The sequence below is a fragment of the Streptomyces toxytricini genome (assembly GCF_014649915.1).
Lineage (GTDB): Bacteria > Actinomycetota > Actinomycetes > Streptomycetales > Streptomycetaceae > Streptomyces > Streptomyces toxytricini.
In genome coordinates, this window is record NZ_BMTY01000008.1 from 23,947 (window position 1) to 44,269 (window position 20,323).

Below are 20,323 nucleotides of genomic sequence, written 5' to 3' on the forward strand. Positions count from 1 at the left end.
TCGTCGTCCATGCGGCCGAGTCTGCCGCGGGGGCGGGCCCGGGTTGAGGCCCCATCCGGGGCGCCCCGGCGCACCCCGGGGGCGGACGGTCTCACACGAGGGCGCCCCCGGCGCGACGGGCCCGCGCCGGCCGGGTCGCACCCGCGGGCCGCGGCGGTGCAGGTGGGGGCCGCGGCGGGCGGGGGCCGGGCGACCGGGGCGGGTGACCGGACAGTAGGCTGCGGGTTCGGCGCCGGGCGTGCCGCCGGGCCGGCTTGCGGGTCGATCCGGCCACGCGTCGGTCCGACCCGTTCGGCGTCCTCGATGCGCCGTCCTGTCCGCCGTCTTCGTTCCGATCCCGAGGTATCGCGCCGTGAGCCCCGTACCGCCCCCCGTGCCCGTTTCGGTCGTCGGCATCGGTGCCGACGGGTGGGGTGGGCTTGCCGCCGCCGCGCGGGACGCCCTCGCGTCCGCCGAGGTGTTGATCGGGGGGCCCCGGCAGCTCGATCTGCTGCCCGTCGGCGAGTGTCCCGGGGAGCGCGTGGCCTGGCCGAGCCCGTTGCGGCCCGCCGTGCCGCGGCTCGCCGCCGAGCACGCGGGGCGCCGTATCGCCGTCCTGGCCAGTGGGGATCCCATGTTCTACGGGATCGGCCGCGCACTGTCCGAGGAACTCGGGCCCGACGCGCTGCAGGTGCACCCCCACCCGTCGTCCGTGTCGTACGCCTGCGCCCGCCTCGGCTGGCCGGTGGAGGACACCGAGGTCGTCACGGTCGTCGGCCGGCCCGTGGCGCGGCTCGCCGCGGCCCTGCACGACGGCCGCCGGGTGCTGGTCCTCAGCTCCGGTGCGGGCAGCCCGCGCGAGATCGCGGCGCTGCTGCGCGAGCGGGGCTTCGGCCCGAGCCGGATGAAGGTGCTTGAGCAGCTGGGCTCGGAGCGCGAGGAGGCGTACGAGGGCACGGCCGACCGCTGGGACCGTGCGCCGGGCGACCCGCTGAACGTGGTGGCGGTGGACTGCCGCCGCGACCCGGACTCCGCGGTCCCGCGGCTCGGCGCGACGCCGGGCCTGCCGGATGCGGCGTACGAGCACGACGGCCAGCTGACCAAGCGCCACGTGCGGGCCGCGACGCTGTGCGCGCTCGCCCCCGCGCCCGGGGAGCTGCTGTGGGACATCGGCGGCGGCTCCGGCTCCATCGGCATCGAGTGGATGCGGACGCACCCGTCCTGCCGGGCGGTCGCGGTGGAGCGCGTCCCGGAGCGGGCCGGCCGCATCAGCCGCAACGCGGCCGCCCTCGGCGTGCCCGGGCTGCGGGTGGTGACCGGTTCGGCGCCCGCGGCGCTGGCCGGGCTGCCCACCCCGGACGCGGTGTTCGTCGGCGGCGGGCTGACCGCGCCGGGCCTGCTGGACGCGGTCTGGGAGGCGCTTCCGCCCGGCGGCCGGCTCGTCGTGAACACGGTCACCCTGGAGTCCGAGGCGGTCCTCGGCGAGCGGCACCGCCGCCACGGCGGCGACCTGGTCAAGCTGGCCGTCGCGCACGCCGTGCCCGTCGGCGGGTTCACGGGCTGGCGGCAGGCGATGCCGGTGACCCAGTGGTCCGTCGTCAAGCCGGCCGCGCCGGCCGACCCTTACGACTCCCCTGCCACCTCCCTCTCCCCTTCCTCCTCCGACGACAAGGACCAGCAGTCATGACCGTGTACTTCATCGGGGCGGGCCCCGGTGCCGCCGACCTGATCACGGTGCGCGGGGCCCGGACGCTGGCCGCCGCCCCGGTCTGCCTCTACGCCGGCAGCCTCGTCCCGCGCGAGCTGCTCGCCGAATGCCCGGACGGCGCCCGCCTGGTGGACACCTCCCGCCTGAACCTGGACGAGATCATCGCCGAGTGCGCAAGCGCCCACGAGGCGGGCCTGGACGTGGCGCGGCTCCACTCCGGCGACCCGTCGGTCTTCAGCGCGGTCGCCGAGCAGATGCGGCGGCTCGACGCGGCGGGGATCCCGTACGAGGTGGTGCCGGGCGTGCCCGCGTTCGCGGCGGCGGCGGCCGCGCTGAAGCGGGAGCTGACGGTCCCGACCGTCGGCCAGACGGTGATCCTGACCCGGATCGCCCAGCAGGCCACGCCGATGCCGCCGGGCGAGGACCTGGCCACGCTGGGCCGCAGCGGGGCGCTGCTGGTGCTGCACCTGGCGACCCGCTACGTCGACCGGGTCGTGGAGGAGCTGCTGCCGCACTACGGAGCGGAGTGCCCGGCCGCGGTGGTGGCGATGGCCAGCCGCCCCGACGAGCTGGTCCTGCGCGGCACGCTGGCCGACATCGCCGGGCAGGTGAAGGAGGCGGGCCTGGTCCGCACCTCCGTCATCATCGTGGGCCGCACGCTGGGCGCGGAGCAGTTCCGCGACAGCCACCTGTACTCGCCCGAGCGCGACCGGCATGTCTGCTGAGGCCGGAGCCGCGCCGCACGTCCTGGTCCTGGGCGGCACCACCGAGGCCCGGCGCCTCGCCGAACTCCTGGCTGAGGGCGGGCCCGCCGGGGCGGGCGGCCCGTGGCGGGTGACGACGTCCCTGGCCGGCCGCGTGGCCGCGCCGGTGCTGCCGCCGGGCGGGGTGCGGATCGGCGGGTTCGGCGGGCCGGAGGGGCTCGCCGCGTGGATCGCCGCGCACGGCGTCACCCATCTCGTCGACGCGACGCACCCGTTCGCGGAGCGGATGAGCTTCAACGCGGCGGGCGCGGCCCGGCTGGCGGGCGTCCCGCTGCTGGCACTGCGCCGCCCCGGCTGGTCGCCGGGGCCGGGGGACGACTGGACGTTCGCCGCTGACCTCGCGGAGGCGGCGTCCCTCCTGCCCGGGCTCGGCAGCCGGGTGTTCCTGACCACCGGCCGGACCGGGCTGCACGCCTTCGCGCACCTCGCGGACCCGTGGTTCCTGGTGCGCTCCGTGGACCCGCCGGCGGCGCCCGCGCCGCCGCGCCTCGAAGTCCTGCTGGCCCGCGGTCCGTTCAGCCTGGACGACGAGCGCGAGCTGCTCGCCCGGCACCGCATCGACGTCCTCGTCACGAAGGACAGCGGCGGCTCGGCCACGGCCCCGAAGCTGGCCGCGGCCCGCGAGGCGGGGATCCCGGTGCTGGTGGTGCGCCGTCCGCCGGTGCCGACCGGGGTGCCGGAGGCCGGTACGGCGGCTTCCGCCGCGCGCTGGCTGCACGGCGCGGCGGACCGGCCCTGAGCCGCCGCAGCAGCGCCCGGCGCCGTCGTGGCCCGGGCCCTGCTGCGGCCGCCGCCCGTCAGGGGTAGCGGCGGGGCGTCCAGGCAACGGAGGTCCCGTCGGGCCGCTCGGTGACCTGCGTCTGCGAGGAGCCGATCAGCAGGATGGTCCGCATGTCGACCTCGGAGGGCTCCAGCGCCTCCAGCGTCAGCACGCGCACGGACTGCTCCGGGCCGCCCACGTCGCGGGCGACGACCACCGGCGTCTGCGGCGAGCGCAGCTCCAGCAGCAGGTCGCGGGCCTTGGCGACCTGCCAGGTCCGGCTGCGCGAGCCCGGGTTGTACAGGGCGAGCACGAGGTCCGCGGCGGCGGCCGCGCGCAGCCGCTCCGCGATCACCTCCCAGGGCTTGAGCCGGTCGGACAGCGACACGGTGGCGTAGTCGTGGCCGAGCGGGGCGCCGGCCGCCGCGGCGGCCGCGTTGGCGGCGGTGACGCCGGGCAGGACCCTTACGGGCACGTCCTTGTACGCGTCCTGTGCGGCGGCCTCCAGGACGGCGGTGGCCATGGCGAAGACGCCGGGGTCGCCGCCGGACACCACGGCGACGCGCTTGCCGCGGCGGGCGAGGTCGAGGGCGAACTCGGCGCGCTCCGCCTCGACCTTGTTGTCGGAGCCGTGCCGGATCTGGCCCGGCCGGGCGGGAACCCGGTCGAGGTAGGTGGTGTAGCCGATGAGGACCTCGGCATCGGACAGTGCCCGCCGCGTCTCGGGCGTCAGCCACAGCGGGCCGGCGGGCCCGGTGCCGACGACGGCGACCTCGCCGGGGCCCGACGGGATGCTGCCGGGGTTGCCGACGCGGCTCGGGACCACCGCGACGGAGAAGTACGGGACGGTGTCCGGGTCGGTCTCGGCGAGCAGCCCGGTCCGCTCGCCCTCCATGGTGGCCCGCTCGACGTAGCGCGCCTCGGCGAGGCGGCCGCTCGTCTCCAGGGCGCGGCGCACGGCGGGGAAGGTGCGGCCCAGCTTCATGACGACCGCGGAGTCGGTCGCGGCGAGCCGCGCGGCGAGCTCCTCCTCGGGGAGGGTGCCGGGGAGGATCGTGAGGACCTCCTCGCCCTCGACGAGCGGGGTGCCGAGGCGGGCGGCGGCGGCGCTGACCGAGGTCACGCCGGGGATGACCTCGGCCTCGTACCGGTCGGCGAGCCGCTTGTGCATGTGCATGTACGAGCCGTAGAACAGCGGGTCGCCCTCGGCGAGGACGGCGACGGTGCGGCCGGCGTCCAGGTGGGCGGCCAGGCGGGCGGCGGAGGCCTCGTAGAACTCCTCCATCGCGCCCTGGTAGCCGCCCGGGTGGTCGGTGGTCTCGGTGGTGACCGGGTAGACCAGCGGCTCCTCGATGTGGTCGGCGCGCAGGTGCCGGGCCGCGATGGAGCGGGCGATGGAGCGGCCGTGGCGGGCGCTGTGGTAGGCGACGACGTCGGCCTCGCCGATGGCCTCGACGGCGCGCAGCGTCATCAGGGACGGGTCGCCGGGGCCGAGGCCGACCCCGTAGAGGCGTCCCTTGGCCGGGGCGCCGGCGTCGGCAGCGGCGGCTGCGGTTCCGGTGGCTGCGGGGGTTGCTGCGGTGGTGCTCATTCTTCCTCGCTCGCGATCGCGTTGAGGGCGGCGGCCGCGAGGGCGCTGCCGCCGCGCCGGCCGCGGACGACGAGGTGGTCGAGGTTCGAGGGGTGCGCGGCGAGGGCGTCCTTGGACTCGGCGGCGCCGATGAAGCCGACGGGCACGCCGATGACGGCGGCCGGACGCGGGGCGCCCTCCTCGATCATCTCCAGCAGCCGGAACAGCGCGGTCGGGGCGTTGCCGACGGCGATGACGGAGCCCTCCAGCAGGCCGCGGTCGCGCCACACCTCCAGGGCGGCGGCGCTGCGGGTGGTGCCCATGCGGGCGGCGAGCGCGGGGACGGCCGGGTCGGAGAGGGTGCAGACGACCTGGTTGTCGGCGGGGAGCCGCTTGCGGGTGACGCCGCTGGCGACCATCTGCACGTCGCAGAGGATCGGCGCGCCCGCGTGCAGGGCGGCCCGGGCACGGAGCACGACGTCCGGGGTGTAGCCGAGGTCCTGGGGCAGGTCGGTCATCCCGCAGGCGTGGATCATGCGCACCGCGACCTGCGCGACGGAAGCCGGCAGTCCGGAGAGGTCCGCCTCGGCGCGGATCGTGGCAAAGGACTGGCGGTAGATCTCCGCCCCGTCCTTCTCGTACTCGAACACTGTGTACTCGCTCATTTCTTCGCTGCGTCGTGGGAGGTGGTGCGGCGTGCGTCGGTGCGGCGTGCGTCCGCGAGGACCGCGGCCAGTTCGGAAGTCTTCACGGTGCGGTGCGCCGGGCCGTCGGCGGTACCCGCTGCGGCGAGGGTGACGGCGTACCCGCCGCCGGTGGCGACGAGGTCGACCCAGGCGGTGCCGCGGGGGTGGCCGCAGCGGCGCTCGCAGCCGGACCAGTGCACGGGCAGCGGGCCGGTCGCCCGGGCGGCGACGGCGCGCGCGTCGGCCCGTACGTCGGCGAGCGCCTTCGCGCAACCGGGGCGTCCCGTGCAGGCGGTGACGGACCGCCAGGGACTGTCGTGGGTGGTGGCGAGTCCGGCGCGGGCGAGGTCGGCGAGGACTGCATCCGCGGATCCGGCGGCCAGCCCGGGGACGACGACGCCCCGCCAGGGCGTGAGCCGCATACGGCCCGACAGCCCGGCCAGCAGCCGCCACTGGGCGGTGTCGAGGCGGCCGAGCGGCGCGAGGACGGACAGCGCGGCCGATCCGCCGGGGCCGCCGCCGCGCACCACGCCTGGCAGGGGCTCGGGCCCGCCGGAACCCTGCGGGGCTGCGAGCGGAACCACCTCGGCCGGAATCCCGGCGGCCGCAAGCCGTGCCGCCAACTCACCGACATCCGGCTGGTGTTCGGGAGGCAGCTCGGCGACCCGCCAGGCGCGGGTGCCGGCGGCGCGGGCCGCGTCGAGGAAGAACAGCGCGGCGACCACCGCGGCGCGCGGCACGTCGTCCGCGGCGACGAGCACGGCCCGGGGGCCCCCGGAGTCCGCGCTCGCCGGGCCGGCACCGCCCGCGCCCGCGGCAACCGCCGGGCCCGCGCCGGCCGCGCCCGCGCAGTCCACGGCGGCGCCGGCCGCCGAACCCGCGCCGGTGCACACGCCGATCGCACCCGCAAGGTCGAGCGGACCCGCGCCCCCCGCGGTCGCGGCCACCTCCGGGCCCGCGCCGGCCGCGCCCGGGCCGGCCACGGCAGCGCCGGCCGCCGAACCCGCGCCGGCGACCGCGCCGACCACGTCCGCAGCGTCTGGCGGACCCGCGTCGCCTGCGGTCGCGTCGACCGCCGACCCCGCGTCGCCCGCGCCCGCCGTACCCGGCCTGCCCGGGGCCCCGTCGCCCGCGCCGAGCCACAGCAGCGCCCGTCCGCCGCCCTGCGCCAGGACGTTGACGTCGGCGGAGAGGGACAGCACGTCGCCGCGCCCGTCGTCGACGGCGAACAGGAACCGCCCCGACAGTGCGGCCGCGGCCGGTTCCGCGCACAGTTCGCGGTCCAGGCGGGCGACCCACGGTGCGACGTCCGCCCGCCCCCGACCGTCCAGGCCGGTCAGCGGTGAGGCGACGACGTTGCGGACGCGCTCGTGCCCGGGCGCCGGCAGCAGCCCGGCCCGGTCCAGGACGGCGGCGAGTTCGCCGCCGCAGGACGCGCCGAGGCCCCGGAGTTGCGCGTTGCCGCGCGAGGTGAGGTCGATGTGCCCGTCGCCGAGCCGGTCCGCGGCGTCGGCCAGCAGCCGGGCCGCGTCGGCGCCGAGGATGCCGCCGGGGATCCGGATCCGGGCCAGGAACCCGTCGTCGGCGGCGTGGAGCCGCAGTGCGCCCGGGCAGGCGTCACCGCGGTCGCGTATGACCGGTTCGTCCCGCGATACGGCGGAAGGGGGCTGGGGCATGGCGGCGAGCATACCCACCGATGTGCTCCCCCCATGCTCCTGTGAGCTGTGGCCGACGCCACCCTCCCCGACTCCCGGCCGGGGTCGGCGGCACCTAAGATGACCTTCGGCGTGCCACACGGCCCGCTCATCGCCGAGGACGGCGACATGGGAGGAAGCCCGGTGCGATTCCGGCGCGGTCCCGCCACTGTGAGCCCGGCAGAGCAGCCGCTCGGCGCCGGGTGAGCCAGGAACTCCCGCCGTCCTCACTGCCCGGGGCGCGGAAACCCCGAGGAAGGCCTGCCGCCGCATGATCCTGCTGCTGTCGACGTCCGACACCGATCTGCTCAGCGCCCGCGCCGCCGGGGGCCCCGTGCCCTACCGGTTCGCGAACCCCTCCCGCCTTCCCCTGGACGACCTGCCGGGCCTCCTCGACGGCGCCGACCTGGTCGTCGTGCGCCTCCTGGGCGGCCTGCGCGCCTGGGAGGACGGCCTGGAGGTGCTCCTGGACCGCGAGCAGACCCGCCCGGTGGTCGTCCTGACCGGCGAACAGGCCCCCGACGCGCAGCTGATGGAGGCCTCGACCGTCCCGATCGGCATCGCGGCCGAGGCGCACGCCTACCTCGCGCACGGCGGGCCGGCCAACCTGGAGCAGCTGGCCCGCTTCCTGTCCGACACGGTGCTGCTGACCGGCCACGGCTTCGAGCCGCCCGCCGCCGCGCCGACGTGGGGCCCGCTGGAGCGCCCGGACGCCCCCGGCGCCGCGACCGCGGCGGACGGCCCGCGGATCGCCGTGCTGTACTACCGCGCCCACCAGATGAGCGGCAACACCGCCTTCGTGCACGCCCTGTGCGACGCGATCGCCGAGGCGGGCGGCTCGCCCATGCCGCTGTACGTGTCCTCCCTGCGCACGCCCGAGCCGGAGCTGCTCGCCGCCCTGGAGGGCGCCGACGCCGTCGTCACGACCGTCCTCGCCGCCGGCGGCACCCGCCCGGCGACCGCGTCCGCCGGCGGGGACGACGAGTCCTGGGACGCCGGCGCACTCGCCCGCCTCGGCGTGCCCGTCCTGCAGGCGCTGTGCCTGACCGGGTCGCGCAGCGCCTGGGAGGAGAACGACGAGGGCCTGTCGCCGCTGGACGCCGCGACGCAGGTCGCCGTCCCCGAGTTCGACGGCCGCCTGATCACCGTGCCGTTCTCCTTCAAGGAGTTCGACGCGGACGGGCTGCCCGCCTACGTCGCCGACCCCGAACGGGCCGCGCGCGTCGCCGGGATCGCCGTCCGGCACGCCCGGCTGCGGCACATCGCCCGCGCCGACAAGAGGATCGCGCTGGTGCTGTCGGCGTACCCGACGAAGCACTCCCGGATCGGCAACGCCGTCGGCCTCGACACCCCGGCGAGCGCCGTCGAGCTGCTGCGCGCCCTCATCGACGGCGGCTACGACTTCGGGCCCGCCGAGGACATCCCGGGCCTGGTCTCCGGCGACGGCGACGAGCTGATCCGCGCCCTGATCGAGGCCGGCGGCCACGACCAGGACTGGCTGACGGAGGAGCAGCTCGCCCGCAACCCGGTCCGCATCCCCGCCGCCGACTACAAGCGCTGGTACGCCGAACTGCCGGCCGAGCTGCGCGAGAAGGTCGAGGAGCACTGGGGCGAGGCCCCCGGCAGCATGTTCGTCGACCGCTCGGCGAACCCGGAGGGCGACATCGTCCTCGCGGCCCTGCGCCGCGGGAACCTGCTCATCCTGATCCAGCCGCCGCGCGGCTTCGGCGAGAACCCGATCGCGATCTACCACGACCCGGACCTGCCGCCGTCGCACCACTACCTGGCCGCGTACCGGTGGATCCAGGCCGCCGCCGAGGACGGCGGCTTCGGCGCCGACGCGATGATCCACCTCGGCAAGCACGGCAACCTGGAGTGGCTGCCGGGCAAGAACGCGGGCCTGTCCGCGGCCTGCGCCCCCGACGCGGCGCTCGGCGACCTGCCGCTCGTCTACCCCTTCCTCGTCAACGACCCGGGCGAGGGCACCCAGGCCAAGCGGCGCGTGCACGCCACCCTCGTCGACCACCTGGTGCCGCCGATGGCGCGCGCCGAGTCGTACGGCGACATCGCGCGCCTGGAGCAGCACCTCGACGAGTACGCGCAGATCTCCGCGATGGACCCGGCGAAGCTGCCGGCGATCCGCGCGCAGATCTGGACCCTGATCCAGGCCGCGAAGCTGGACCACGACCTGGGCCTGGAGGAGCGCCCGGACGACGACGGCTTCGACGACTTCCTGCTGCACGTCGACGGCTGGCTGTGCGAGGTGAAGGACGCGCAGATCCGCGACGGCCTGCACGTCCTCGGCGGCGCCCCCGTCGGGGAGGCCCGCGTCAACCTGGTCCTGGCGATCCTGCGGGCCCGCCAGATCTGGGGCGGCACCACCGCCCTGCCCGGCCTGCGCGAGGCCCTCGGCCTGGACGAGTCCAAGGCGACCCGCACCTCCGCCGACGAGGCGGAGGAGGCGGCGCGCGGGCTGGTGCAGGCGATGGAGGACTCCGGCTGGGACCCGGCCGCCGTGTCCCGGGTGGCCGCCGGGCACCCGGAGCAGGTCGCGGCGGTGCTGGACTTCGCGGCCCGCGAGGTCGTCCCCCGCCTGGCCGGCACCACCGACGAGATCGCGCACGCGGTGGCCGCGCTGGACGGCCGGTTCGTCCCGGCCGGCCCGTCCGGCTCGCCGCTGCGCGGCCTGGTCAACGTGCTGCCGACCGGCCGCAACTTCTACTCCGTCGACCCGAAGGCCGTCCCCTCCCGCCTCGCCTGGGAGACCGGGCAGGCGCTGGCCGAGTCGCTGCTGGAGCGCTACCGCGCCGACAACGGCGAGTGGCCGGCGTCGGTCGGCCTGTCCCTGTGGGGCACGAGCGCCATGCGCACCGCCGGCGACGACGTCGCGGAGGCGCTGGCCCTCCTCGGCGTGCGCCCGGTGTGGGACGAGGCCTCGCGCCGGGTGACCTCCCTGGAGGCGATCCCGCCCGCCGAGCTGGGCCGGCCCCGCATCGACGTCACACTGCGCATCTCCGGCTTCTTCCGGGACGCCTTCCCGCACGTCATCGGCCTGCTCGACGACGCGGTCCGACTGGTGGCCGCGCTCGACGAGCCGGCGGAGCAGAACTTCGTACGGGCCCACGCACAGGCCGACCTGGCCGAGCACGGCGACGAGCGGCGCGCCACGACCCGCATCTTCGGCTCCCGCCCGGGAACGTACGGTGCGGGCATCCTGCAGCTGATCGACTCGCGGGACTGGCGCACCGACGCCGACCTGGCCGAGGTGTACACGGTGTGGGGCGGCTACGCGTACGGCCGCGGCCTGGAGGGCCGCCCGGCGCGCGCCGAGATGGAGTCCGCCTACAAGCGGATCACGGTGGCCGCGAAGAACACGGACACCCGCGAGCACGACATCGCCGACTCGGACGACTACTTCCAGTACCACGGCGGCATGGTGGCGACGGTCCGCGCGCTGCGCGGCACGGCGCCGGAGGCGTACATCGGCGACTCCACCCGCCCGGAGACGGTCAAGACCCGCACCCTGGTGGAGGAGACCTCCCGCGTCTTCCGCGCCCGGGTCGTCAACCCGCGGTGGATCGAGGCGATGCGCCGCCACGGCTACAAGGGCGCCTTCGAGCTGGCGGCGACGGTGGACTACCTGTTCGGGTACGACGCCACCACGGGCGTGGTCGCCGACTGGATGTACGACAAGCTGACCGAGACGTACGTCCTGGACCCGGAGAACCGCGCGTTCCTGGAGGAGGCCAACCCCTGGGCGCTGCACGGCATCGCCGAGCGGCTGCTGGAGGCGGAGTCCCGCGGCATGTGGGAGAAGCCGGACCCGCAGGTCCTGGAGGCCCTGCGACAGGTGTACCTGGACACCGAGGGCAACCTGGAATCCGACGGGGAGTGACGCCGGCCCGCACGCCTCCGCACCGCCCCTAGCGTCCGCGGGGCGGCGGCGTGCGGTGGACGGTGCCGCTTCACCTGATGCGGTGAAGCGGCACTTGGGGCGGCCGGGGCGCGGGTAGGGCACTGCCGATCCCGTGCGGGGGGACGGCGTCCGGGAACGGTCCGGCCCTCCGCGGCCCCGGACCGAAAGGCATCCTCCGACGTGACGCAGCCGTTCCGCCTGCCGGACTTCCATGTTCCGTATCCGGCGAGACTCAACCCGCACCTCGAGGCCGCCAGGGAGCACATCCGGCGCTGGGCCCGCGGTTTCGGGATGTTGGAGGGTTCCGGCGTGTGGACGTCGGAGGACCTCGACGCACACGACTACGCGCTGCTGTGCGCGCACACCCACCCGGACTGCGGTGCCGAGGCGCTGAAGCTGGTCACCGACTGGTACGTGTGGGTGTTCTTCTTCGACGACCACTTCCTGGAGGTCTACAAGCGCACCGGGGACCGCGAGGGAGCGCGGGCGTACCTCGACGGGCTGGCCGCGTTCATGCCGATGGACCTGGCGGACGGTTTCCCCGAGCCGGCGAACCCCGTCGAGGCGGGCCTGGAGGACCTGTGGCAGCGCACGGTCCCGGCGATGTCCGCGGACTGGAGGGAACGGTTCTCCGAGTCGACCCGGAACCTGCTGGACGAGTCGATGTGGGAGCTGCACAACATCGGCATGGGGCGGGTCGCGAACCCGCTGGAGTACATCGAGATGCGCCGCAAGGTCGGCGGGGCGCCCTGGTCGGCGGGGCTCGTCGAGTACGTGGCGGCGGAAGTCCCGGCGCGGGTGGCGCACGCGCGGCCGCTCCAGGTGCTGCGGGACGCCTTCTCGGATGCGGTGCACATCCGCAACGACATCTTCTCGTACCGGCGCGAGGTGGAGGAGGAGGGCGAACTCTCCAACGCCGTACTGGTGTTGGAGACGTTCCTGGGCTGTACCACCCAGGAGGCCGCCGATCTGGCGAACGACCTGCTGACGTCCCGGCTGGAGCAGTTCGACTACACGGCGCTCGTGGAGGTGCCCGCGCTCGCCGCCCGGCACGGGCTCGGCCCCGACGAGGCTGCGGCCGTCCTGGCGTACGCGAAGGGATTGCAGGACTGGCAGGCCGGCGGCCACGAGTGGCACATGGCCTCCGGCCGGTACATGAACGAGGAGGCGCGGCGCTCCGCCCCGCGCACGCTGCCGTTCCTGCCCGGCGGCCTCGGGACGGCGGCGCTGGACTGGCGCTCGGTCCTGACGCCCCGCGCGCTGGAGCTGCGCCGGCGCAGGTTCTCGCACGTGCCGTTCCGGAAGGTGGGGCGGCGGATCCTGCCGGACGTCGACCTGCCGTTCGCGCTGTCCCTCAACCCGCACCTGGACCGGGCGCGCCGCGAACTGACCGCGTGGTGCGGGCGGATGGGGATGCTCGCACCGCAGCCCGGCGACCCCGGCTCGGACGTCTGGACCGAGGACGCCCTGGACGGCATGGACCTGGCCCTGTGCGCGGCGGGCATCGACCCGGACGCCTCGGCGGAGGCGCTGTCGCTGGGCGCGCAGTGGCTCGCCTGGGGAACGTACGGGGACGACTACTACCCGCGGGTGTTCGGTGCGGCGCGGGACCCCGGCGGCGCGCGGGCGGCGGCGGACCGGCTCGCCGCGATGATGCCGCCGGAGCCGGGGCGGGGCCCGGCGCCGGTCACCGCGCTGGAGCGCGGTCTGGCGGACCTGTGGGAGCGGACCGCCGCCGGCCTGGAGGAGCGGGCGCGCGCGGAGTTCCGCCGCCACGTCGTCGCGATGCTGGACTCCTGGGTGTGGGAGATCGCGAACACAGCCGTGAACCGGGTGCCGGACCCGGTGGACTACGCGGAGATGCGCCGCTTCACCTTCGGCTCGGACCTGACGATGTTCCTGGCCCGGCTCGGCCACGGGGGCGGGGCCTTTCCGCAGGAGCTGCGCCGCGAGGGGGCGCTCCGCTCCCTGGAGAGCGCCGCGGCCGACGTGGGGTGCCTCGTCAACGACCTGTTCTCGTACCGCAAGGAGATCGAGTTCGAGGGAGAGGTGCACAACCACGTCCTCGTCGCGCAGCACTTCTTCGGCATCGACTACCCGCAGGCGGCGGCGATCGTCGCCGACCTGCTCGCGCAGCGCACCCGCGAGTTCGAGCACGTCCGGGACCACCAGCTGCCGGTGCTGTGCGACGACCGGGGACTCGGCCCGGCGGAGCGGGCGGCGCTCGGCGCGTACGTGCGGGAGCTGGAGGACTGGATGGCGGCGATCCTCCACTGGCACCGCAGCGTGCGCCGCTACCGGGACGAGGAGCTGCGGCCGGGGCCCGCCGGGCTGCGGGCGCTGCCGGCGGGCCCCTCGTTCGGGATGGCGGCGGCGCGGATCTCCCCGCCATCGTAGTGCCGCGTCTAACGGGTCCCGGTCCAGTCGGCCGGGACCTTGCCGAGGCGGACGCGCTGCGGGTGGTCGCCGACGGGGACGGAGACCCGCTTCTCGCCGGTGGCGAAGTCGATGGCGGTGACGCGGTCGGAGCCGCTCTCGGAGACGACGCAGGCCGTGCCGTCTCCGCTGACGGTCGCCCAGTACGGCTTGTCGGCGGGGACGAGCGGCCCCTCGGCGAGGGTGGACCGGTCGACGACGGTGGCGTAGTCGTCCATGGTGCCGGCGATGCACAGCTTCGTGCCGTCGGGGCTCATCGCCATGCCGTGGTGGCGGGAGTCGTTGACCCAGGCGGTGCGGTCGTCAGGGGTCTTCGGGTTCTTCGGGAGGGTCTTGACGCGGGTGATGCGGTCGGCGGCGACGTCGTACTCGGCGAAGCCGTTGAAGAAGGACACCTGGAAGTAGAGCTTCGACTCGTCCGGGGTGAAGGCGTTCGGCCGGATCGAGTCGGACAGGTCGGAGCGGCCCGCGGCGTCGAGGCGCTCGCGCATGTCGACCGTGCGGACGGTGCGGAAGGTCTGCGCGTCCACGACGGTGAACTTCCGGTCGCCCTTGGTCCAGTCGAGCCAGGGCGCGTCCAGGGCGGTGTTGACCTCGCCGATGGAGGCGTTCCAGATCAGCCGGCCGTCGCGGGAGAAGGTGTTCTCGTGCGGCTTGTCGCCGGTGGCGAACGAGCCGGCCTGGCGGCCGGTCGCGATGTCGAGGACGTGGACGGTGTTCGAGGTGGACGCGGACACCGCGACCCGGGTGCCGTCGGGCGAGACGGCCATATGGTCGGAGCGGAAGCCGGAGACGGGGAAGCGCCAGTTGATGCGGCCGGTGCGCAGGTCGAGGGAGACGACGTCGGCGAAGCTCGGGCGGGAGACGACCACGGCGGAGCCGTCGGGGGTGGTGTACATGTCGTCGACGAGCTGGTCGTGGCCTTCGCCGGCGCTGTGCCGGATGCCGAGGAAGAAGGCGAGCTTCACCGGGTTGAGGTGGATCTCCCGCAGGCGCTCCTCCTTGTCGGGGACGACGTTGATGCGGCCGATGCGCTCCATGCCGCCGGTGGAGGCGAGGACGTCGGCGGTGCCCTCCCAGTTGTTGCCGACGAAGAGCACCTCGCGCAGCCCGGCCGCGTCGGGGGCGGCGGGCGCGGCGGGTGCGGGTGCGGCGGCCGTCGCGAGCGCGGCGGCGGTGAGCACGCCGCCGGCGAGGAGCGTGCGGACGGGCGTACGGGCAGTGCGGGCGGTCCGGGGCATCGCTCAACTCCGCTGCATGGAGGCGCTGTTACCGGCCGGTAAAAATATGCGGGACGTCACCAGGGCGCAAGCCCCGTGACACGCCCTTTTTCCGTACCCGGCCCGCCCGTCAGGCCACGGAGCCGATCCGCCGGGCCGCGGTGGTCGAGGCGTCGGGGTGGATCGGGATGTGCGCGCCGGTCAGTGCGGCCCCGGAGCCGCCCCGCCGGTCGGCGACGATCTCGGCGGCGATGGACAGGGCGGTCTCCTCCGGGGAGCGGGCGCCGAGGTCGAGGCCGATCGGGGAGCGCAGGCGGGCCAGTTCGAGCTCGGTGACGCCGGCCTCGCGCAGCCGCCGGTTGCGGTCCTCGTGGGTCTTGCGGGAGCCCATGGCGCCGACGTAGGCGACGGGGAGGCGCAGGGCGAGGCGCAGCAGGGGCACGTCGAACTTGGCGTCGTGGGTGAGGACGCACAGCACGGTCCGGCCGTCGGTCGCGGTGCCCTCCAGGTAGCGGTGGGGCCAGTCGACGACGATCTCGTCGGCCTCGGGGAAGCGCTGCTTCGTGGCGAAGACGGGCCGTGCGTCGCACAGCGTCACGTGGTAGCCGAGGAACTTGCCGATCCGCACGAGGGCGGACGCGAAGTCGATGGCCCCGAAGACGATCATCCGCGGGGGCGGGACGCTGGACTCGACGAGCACCTTGAGCGGCTCGCCGCACAGCCGGCCGTCGGCGCCGACCTCCAGGACGCCGGTCTTCCCGGCGTCGAGCAGGGCGCGGGCCTCCTCGGCGACCATGCGGTCCAGTTCGGGGTGGCCGCCGAAGCCGCCGAGGAAGCCGTCCGCGCCGGCCTCGCCGGACTCGCCGCGGACGAGCACGGCGCTGCCCTTCAGCTCCGCCGGCCCCTCGGCGATCCGGGCGACGGCGGCGGCCTCGCCGCGCGCGGCGGCGGCCAGGGCGGCTTCGAAGACCTCCCGCTGCGCGGTGCCGACGCGGACCGGGGTCACGAGGATGTCGATGATCCCGCCGCAGGTCAGGCCCACGGCGAACGCGTCGTCGTCGCTGTATCCGAAGCGCTCCAGGACGGTCTCGCCGTCCTGGAGCGCCTGCGTGCACAGGTCGTACACCGCGCCCTCCACGCATCCGCCGGAAACCGATCCGACGGCCGTCCCGGCCTCGTCGACGGCGAGGGCCGCCCCGGGCTGCCGGGGCGCGCTGCCGGTGACCGCCACGACGGTGGCGACGGCGAAGTCACGCCCTTGCCCGACCCACCGGTTCAGCTCTTCGGCGATGTCCAGCATGGGGGCCTCCTGGAGGGGGTTCGGTTCCAGTATCGGATGCGTGGAGGGTCGGGCCGGGCCCGCGTCAGTGGACGCCGAGCCAGCCCTCGATCGGGTCGAGCGCGAAGAACACCACGAAGATCGCGGTGAGCGCCCACATGAACGCGCCGATCTCGCGGGACTTGCCCTGCGCGACCTTGATGGCGACGTGCGAGATGACACCGGCGGCGACGCCGGCCGTGATCTGGTACGTGAACGGCATGATCACGACGGTGAGGAAGACCGGCACCGCGGTGGCGGCGTCCGCCCAGTCCACGTGGCGGGCGTTCTGCATCATCATGGCGCCGATCACGACGAGCGCGGCCGAGGCGACCTCGCCGGGGACGATCTGCGTGATCGGGGTGAAGAAGATGCACAGGGCGAAGAAGACGCCGGTGACGACCGAGGCCAGGCCCGTGCGGGCGCCTTCGCCCACGCCGGTGGCGGACTCGACGAACACGGTCTGGCCGCTGCCGCCCGCGACGCCGCCGATGGCGCCGCCGGCGCCGTCGATGAAGAGGGCCTTCGACAGGCCCGGCATGCGGCCCTTGTCGTCGGCCAGCTTGGCCTCGGTGCCGACGCCGATGATGGTGGCCATCGCGTCGAAGAAGCCGGCCAGCACCAGTGTGAAGACGATCATGCCGACGGTCATCGCGCCGACCTCGCCCCAGCCGCCGAACTCGACCTGCCCGAAGAGCGAGAAGTCCGGCAGGGAGACCGCCGAGCCGTTCAGCTCCGGCGGGCCGCTGGCCCAGGCCTTCGCGTCGATGTCGGCGATCGCGTTCAGGACGACCGCGAGGACGGTGCCGACGACGATGCCGATGAGGATCGCGCCGGGGACCTTGCGGGCCTGCAGCATGAAGATGAGCAGGAGGGTGACGGCGAAGAGCAGCACGGGCCAGCCGGCCAGCTCGCCCGTCGGGCCGAGGGTGACGGGGCCGCCGCCGGGGGCGGGGTTCTCGTGCACGAACCCGGCCTTGACGAAGCCGATGAGCGCGACGAAGAGGCCGATGCCCATGGTGATCGCGTGCTTGAGGGCCAGCGGGATCGCATTCATGATCATCTCGCGGAGGCCGGTGACGACCAGGAGACAGATCACGACGCCGTACATGACGCACATGCCCATGGCCTGCGGCCAGGTCATCTGCGGGGCGACCTGCGAGGCGAGCACGCCGGACACGGAGAGGCCGGCGGCGAGCGCGAGGGGCACCTTGCCGACGAAGCCCATGAGGAGGGTGGTCACGGCCGCGGCGAACGCGGTCGCCGTGATCAGCGCCTTCTGGCTCATGGTGTCCCCGGCGGCGTCCTTGCCGGAGAGGATCAGGGGATTCAGCAGGAGGATGTACGCCATCGCCATGAAGGTCGTGACGCCGCCACGAATCTCATTGCCGACGTTGGATCCTCTGTGGGTGATGTGGAAGTACCGGTCGAGCCAAGAACGCCCGGCGGGATTGCGAGAGCCGTCGCCGGCCTCTTCCGCGGTGGTCTTGGGCTCCACAGACGATTGGGTCATGGTGCCTAAACTCCCAAGGTTCAAAGGGGCACCCGCACCTGGAATTCCAGGCGAGCTGCGGGATTTGGGAAATGCCGTTCGGCTGCACGACCCGGGGTGACGGCCCGAGGCGACGCGAATTGCACTGCGTGTACTGCGGGTACTGCGGGGGTTCTGCGGTACTGGTGACGGCTCCGGGGTGGAGGTGCCGCCGGTTCCTGCGCGGGGGGTGCTACCGGGGACGGGCCGCGAGCGGTGCGGCGGGCGTTCCGGACTTCCTTGGCTCCGGGCGGTGCGGCGGGGGCGCGGGGCCGCTGCCGCCCCGCCCGGAGAGTTCGTGGTCCGGGGGCCTTGCGGCCCCCGGAGGACGCGGTCCTACAGGGTGCCGGTGAGGGCCTCCGGGCGGATCGGCGTCTTGGCGAGCTCCAGGCCGGTCGCCGCCCGGATCGCCGCGAGGACGGCCGGGGTGGACGACAGGGTGGGGGCCTCGCCGAGCCCGCGCAGGCCGTACGGCGCGTTCGGGTCGGCGAGCTCCAGGTAGTCGACGGGGATGCTCGGGGTGTCGAGGATCGTCGGGATCAGGTAGTCCGTGAAGGAGGGGTTGCGCACCTTCGCGGTCTTCGGGTCGACGATGATCTCCTCCATCACCGCGACGCCGAGGCCCTGGGTGGTGCCGCCCTGGATCTGGCCGACGACGGAGAGCGGGTTGAGGGCCTTGCCGACGTCCTGGGCGCAGGCCAGCTCGACGACCTTGACGAGGCCGAGCTCGGTGTCCACCTCGACGACCGCGCGGTGCGCGGCGAAGGTGTACTGGACGTGGCCGTCGCCCTGGCCGGTGACGAGGTCGAAGGCGACCGTCGGGCGGTGGCGGAACTCCAGCTCCAGGTCGATGGGCTCCTCGCCCTCCAGCAGCTCCGCGATGTCCGCGAGGACCTCGCCGCCGTCGGTGACGACCTTGCCGCCCTCCAGGAGCAGCTCGGCGGTGGCCCACGCCGGGTGGTAGGAGCCGTTCTTGCGGCGGCCGATCTCCAGGACCTTCTCGCGGACGGCCTCGCAGGTGTTCTTCACGGCGCCGCCGGTCATGTACGTCTGCCGGGAGGCGGACGTGGAGCCGGCCGAGCCGACCTGGGTGTCGGCGGGGTGGATCGTCACGTGGGTGACGCCCAGCTCCGTGCGGGCGATCTGGGCGTGGACGGTGACGCCGCCCTGGCCGACCTCCGCCATGGCGGTGTGGACCATGGCGACGGCCTCGCCGCCGATGACCTCCAGGCGCACGCGGGCGGTGGAGTAGTCGTCGAAGCCCTCGGAGAAGCCGACGTTCTTGATGCCGACCGCGTAGCCGACGCCGCGGACGACGCCCTCGCCGTGGGTGGTGTTCGACAGGCCGCCGGGCAGCGCGCGGACGTCGGCACCCTCGCCGGCGGTCTCCCACTGGCGCTCCGGCGGCAGCGGGCGGGCCTTGACCCGGCGCAGCAGCTCGGCGACCGGCGCCGGGGAGTCCACGACCTGCCCGGTGGGCATGATCGTGCCCTGCTCCATGGCGTTGAGCTGGCGGAACTCGACCGGGTCCATGCCCAGCTTCGCCGCGAGCCGGTCCATCTGGGCCTCGTACGCGAAGCAGGCCTGGACGGCGCCGAAGCCGCGCATGGCGCCGCAGGGCGGGTTGTTCGTGTAGAGGGCGACCGCCTCGATGTCGACGTCGTCGACGACGTACGGGCCGACGGAGAGCGAGGAGGCGTTGCCGACGACGGCCGGGGAGGCCGACGCGTAGGCGCCGCCGTCCAGGACGATCCGGCACTTCATGTGCGTGAGCTTGCCGTCCTTGGTGGCGCCGTGCTCGTAGTACAGCTTGGCCGGGTGGCGGTGTACGTGGCCGAAGAAGGACTCGAACCGGTTGTAGACCATCTTGACCGGCTTGTTCGTGGCGAGGGCCAGCAGGCAGGCGTGGATCTGCATGGAGATGTCCTCGCGGCCGCCGAAGGCGCCGCCGACGCCGGACAGCGTCATGCGGACCTTCTCCTCGGGCAGGCCGAGGACGGGGGCGATCTGCCGGAGGTCGGAGTGCAGCCACTGGGTGGCGACGTACAGGTCGACGCCGCCGTCCTCGCCGGGTACCGCGAGGCCGGACTCGGGGCCGAGGAAGGCCTGGTCCTGCATGCCGAAGGTGTACTCGCCCTCGACGATGACGTCGGCGCGCTTGCGGGCCTCCTCCACGTTGCCGCGGACGATGGGCTGGCGGTGCACGATGTTCGGGTGCGGGACGTGCCCGGCGTGGTGGTCGTCGCGGCCCTCGTGGAGGAGCGGCGCGTCGGGGGCGAGGGCGGAGGCCTCGTCGGTGACGACCGGCAGCTCCCGGTAGTCCACCTTGATCTTGGCGGCGGCGCGGCGGGCGGTCTCCGGGTGGTCGGCGGCGACGAGGGCCACCGGCTCGCCGTGGTGGCGCACCCGGCCGTTGGCGAGGACCGGGGTGTCCTGGATCTCCAGGCCGTAGTTCTTCATCTCGGCCGGCAGGTCCGCGTAGGTGAGGACCGAGTAGACGCCCGGCAGGGCCAGCGCCTCGGAGATGTCGATGCCCGCGATCTCGGCGTGCGCGACGGGGCTGCGCAGGGTCTGGCCCCACAGCATGTCCTCGTGCCACATGTCGGAGGAGTACGCGAACTCGCCGGTGACCTTGAGGGTGCCGTCGGGGCGGAGCGTGGACTCGCCGATGCCGCCCTGGGCGTGCTTCTGGGAGACGTTCGTCGGCGTGCCGGACGGAGTGGTGCGGGTGTTGGCCATGG

General features: G+C 74.7%; 12 protein-coding genes and 1 riboswitch. Of the genes, 5 read left to right on the plus strand and 7 right to left on the minus strand.

Annotated features, from left to right (window positions below):
- Positions 1-352: 352 nt before the first annotated feature.
- Genes cbiE through IE170_RS11870 form a run of 3 tightly spaced genes read left to right on the plus strand, consistent with a single transcriptional unit; the run spans position 353 to position 3,190 of the window.
- The gene (gene cbiE / locus IE170_RS11860; RefSeq protein WP_189809297.1) at positions 353-1,666 is read left to right on the plus strand and encodes a precorrin-6y C5,15-methyltransferase (decarboxylating) subunit CbiE; all 1,314 of its coding nucleotides are present in this window, start codon (positions 353-355) and stop codon (positions 1,664-1,666) included.
- A complete protein-coding gene (gene cobM, locus IE170_RS11865; protein WP_189809298.1) occupies positions 1,663-2,412 on the plus strand; it encodes a precorrin-4 C(11)-methyltransferase in 750 nt (249 codons plus the stop codon). The genes cbiE and cobM overlap by 4 nt, the downstream gene beginning before the upstream one ends.
- Complete coding sequence (locus tag IE170_RS11870; RefSeq protein WP_189809299.1) at positions 2,402-3,190, plus strand: cobalt-precorrin-6A reductase; 789 nt, start codon at positions 2,402-2,404, stop codon at positions 3,188-3,190. The genes cobM and IE170_RS11870 overlap by 11 nt, the downstream gene beginning before the upstream one ends.
- 58 nt (positions 3,191-3,248) lie before the next feature.
- On the opposite strand, the gene IE170_RS11875 is transcribed toward IE170_RS11870, so the two are convergent.
- The 3 genes from IE170_RS11875 to IE170_RS11885 are packed head-to-tail and all read right to left on the minus strand — an operon-like array spanning position 3,249 to position 7,143.
- Entirely contained in the window at positions 3,249-4,802 is a 1,554-nt protein-coding gene (locus IE170_RS11875; RefSeq protein WP_223857160.1) for a precorrin-2 C(20)-methyltransferase, read from the minus strand.
- Positions 4,799-5,446, minus strand: coding sequence for a precorrin-8X methylmutase (locus tag IE170_RS11880; protein WP_189809300.1), 648 nt, complete (start codon positions 5,444-5,446; stop codon positions 4,799-4,801). The genes IE170_RS11875 and IE170_RS11880 overlap by 4 nt, the downstream gene beginning before the upstream one ends.
- The gene (locus tag IE170_RS11885) at positions 5,443-7,143 is read right to left on the minus strand and encodes a ferredoxin-like domain-containing protein (RefSeq protein WP_223857161.1); all 1,701 of its coding nucleotides are present in this window, start codon (positions 7,141-7,143) and stop codon (positions 5,443-5,445) included. Before IE170_RS11885 ends, IE170_RS11880 begins: the two co-directional genes overlap by 4 nt.
- Before the next feature lie 130 nt (positions 7,144-7,273).
- Positions 7,274-7,379: riboswitch (cobalamin riboswitch) on the plus strand.
- A 53-nt stretch (positions 7,380-7,432) separates the two neighbouring features.
- On the opposite strand from IE170_RS11885, the gene cobN reads away from it, so the two are divergent.
- Both cobN and IE170_RS11895 read left to right on the plus strand, forming a co-directional pair.
- Positions 7,433-11,056: a cobaltochelatase subunit CobN gene (gene cobN / locus IE170_RS11890; RefSeq protein ID WP_189809301.1), complete on the plus strand. Its 3,624-nt coding sequence runs from the start codon at positions 7,433-7,435 to the stop codon at positions 11,054-11,056.
- A 201-nt stretch (positions 11,057-11,257) separates the two neighbouring features.
- Complete coding sequence (locus IE170_RS11895; RefSeq protein WP_189809302.1) at positions 11,258-13,474, plus strand: terpene synthase family protein; 2,217 nt, start codon at positions 11,258-11,260, stop codon at positions 13,472-13,474.
- An 8-nt stretch (positions 13,475-13,482) separates the two neighbouring features.
- Here the strand turns inward: IE170_RS11895 and IE170_RS11900 are convergent, their stop codons facing one another.
- The 4 genes from IE170_RS11900 to pucD form a co-directional block, all read right to left on the minus strand.
- Positions 13,483-14,754 (minus strand): YncE family protein, encoded by a 1,272-nt coding sequence (locus tag IE170_RS11900; RefSeq protein ID WP_189809303.1) that lies wholly within the window; start codon positions 14,752-14,754, stop codon positions 13,483-13,485.
- Positions 14,755-14,863: 109 nt separating this feature from the next.
- A complete protein-coding gene (locus IE170_RS11905; protein ID WP_189809304.1) occupies positions 14,864-16,033 on the minus strand; it encodes an XdhC family protein in 1,170 nt (389 codons plus the stop codon).
- Between the two features lie 64 nt (positions 16,034-16,097).
- Positions 16,098-17,564 (minus strand): NCS2 family permease, encoded by a 1,467-nt coding sequence (locus IE170_RS11910; RefSeq protein ID WP_189809305.1) that lies wholly within the window; start codon positions 17,562-17,564, stop codon positions 16,098-16,100.
- A gap of 354 nt (positions 17,565-17,918) precedes the next feature.
- Positions 17,919-20,321, minus strand: a complete 2,403-nt coding sequence (gene pucD, locus IE170_RS11915) for a xanthine dehydrogenase subunit D (protein WP_189809306.1) — start codon at positions 20,319-20,321, stop codon at positions 17,919-17,921.
- Positions 20,322-20,323: the final 2 nt, after the last annotated feature.

Bases quoted from the DNA above. Each gene is read 5' to 3' on its own strand.
- cobM (WP_189809298.1), top strand. From the start codon at position 1,663: ATGACCGTGTACTTCATCGGGGCGGGCCCCGGTGCCGCCGACCTGATC.
- IE170_RS11870 (WP_189809299.1), top strand. From the start codon at position 2,402: ATGTCTGCTGAGGCCGGAGCCGCGCCGCACGTCCTGGTCCTGGGCGGC.
- IE170_RS11875 (WP_223857160.1), bottom strand. From the start codon at position 4,802: ATGAGCACCACCGCAGCAACCCCCGCAGCCACCGGAACCGCAGCCGCC.
- IE170_RS11880 (WP_189809300.1), bottom strand. From the start codon at position 5,446: ATGAGCGAGTACACAGTGTTCGAGTACGAGAAGGACGGGGCGGAGATC.
- IE170_RS11885 (WP_223857161.1), bottom strand. From the start codon at position 7,143: ATGCCCCAGCCCCCTTCCGCCGTATCGCGGGACGAACCGGTCATACGC.
- cobN (WP_189809301.1), top strand. From the start codon at position 7,433: ATGATCCTGCTGCTGTCGACGTCCGACACCGATCTGCTCAGCGCCCGC.
- IE170_RS11900 (WP_189809303.1), bottom strand. From the start codon at position 14,754: ATGCCCCGGACCGCCCGCACTGCCCGTACGCCCGTCCGCACGCTCCTC.
- IE170_RS11905 (WP_189809304.1), bottom strand. From the start codon at position 16,033: ATGCTGGACATCGCCGAAGAGCTGAACCGGTGGGTCGGGCAAGGGCGT.
- IE170_RS11910 (WP_189809305.1), bottom strand. From the start codon at position 17,564: ATGACCCAATCGTCTGTGGAGCCCAAGACCACCGCGGAAGAGGCCGGC.
- pucD (WP_189809306.1), bottom strand. From the start codon at position 20,321: ATGGCCAACACCCGCACCACTCCGTCCGGCACGCCGACGAACGTCTCC.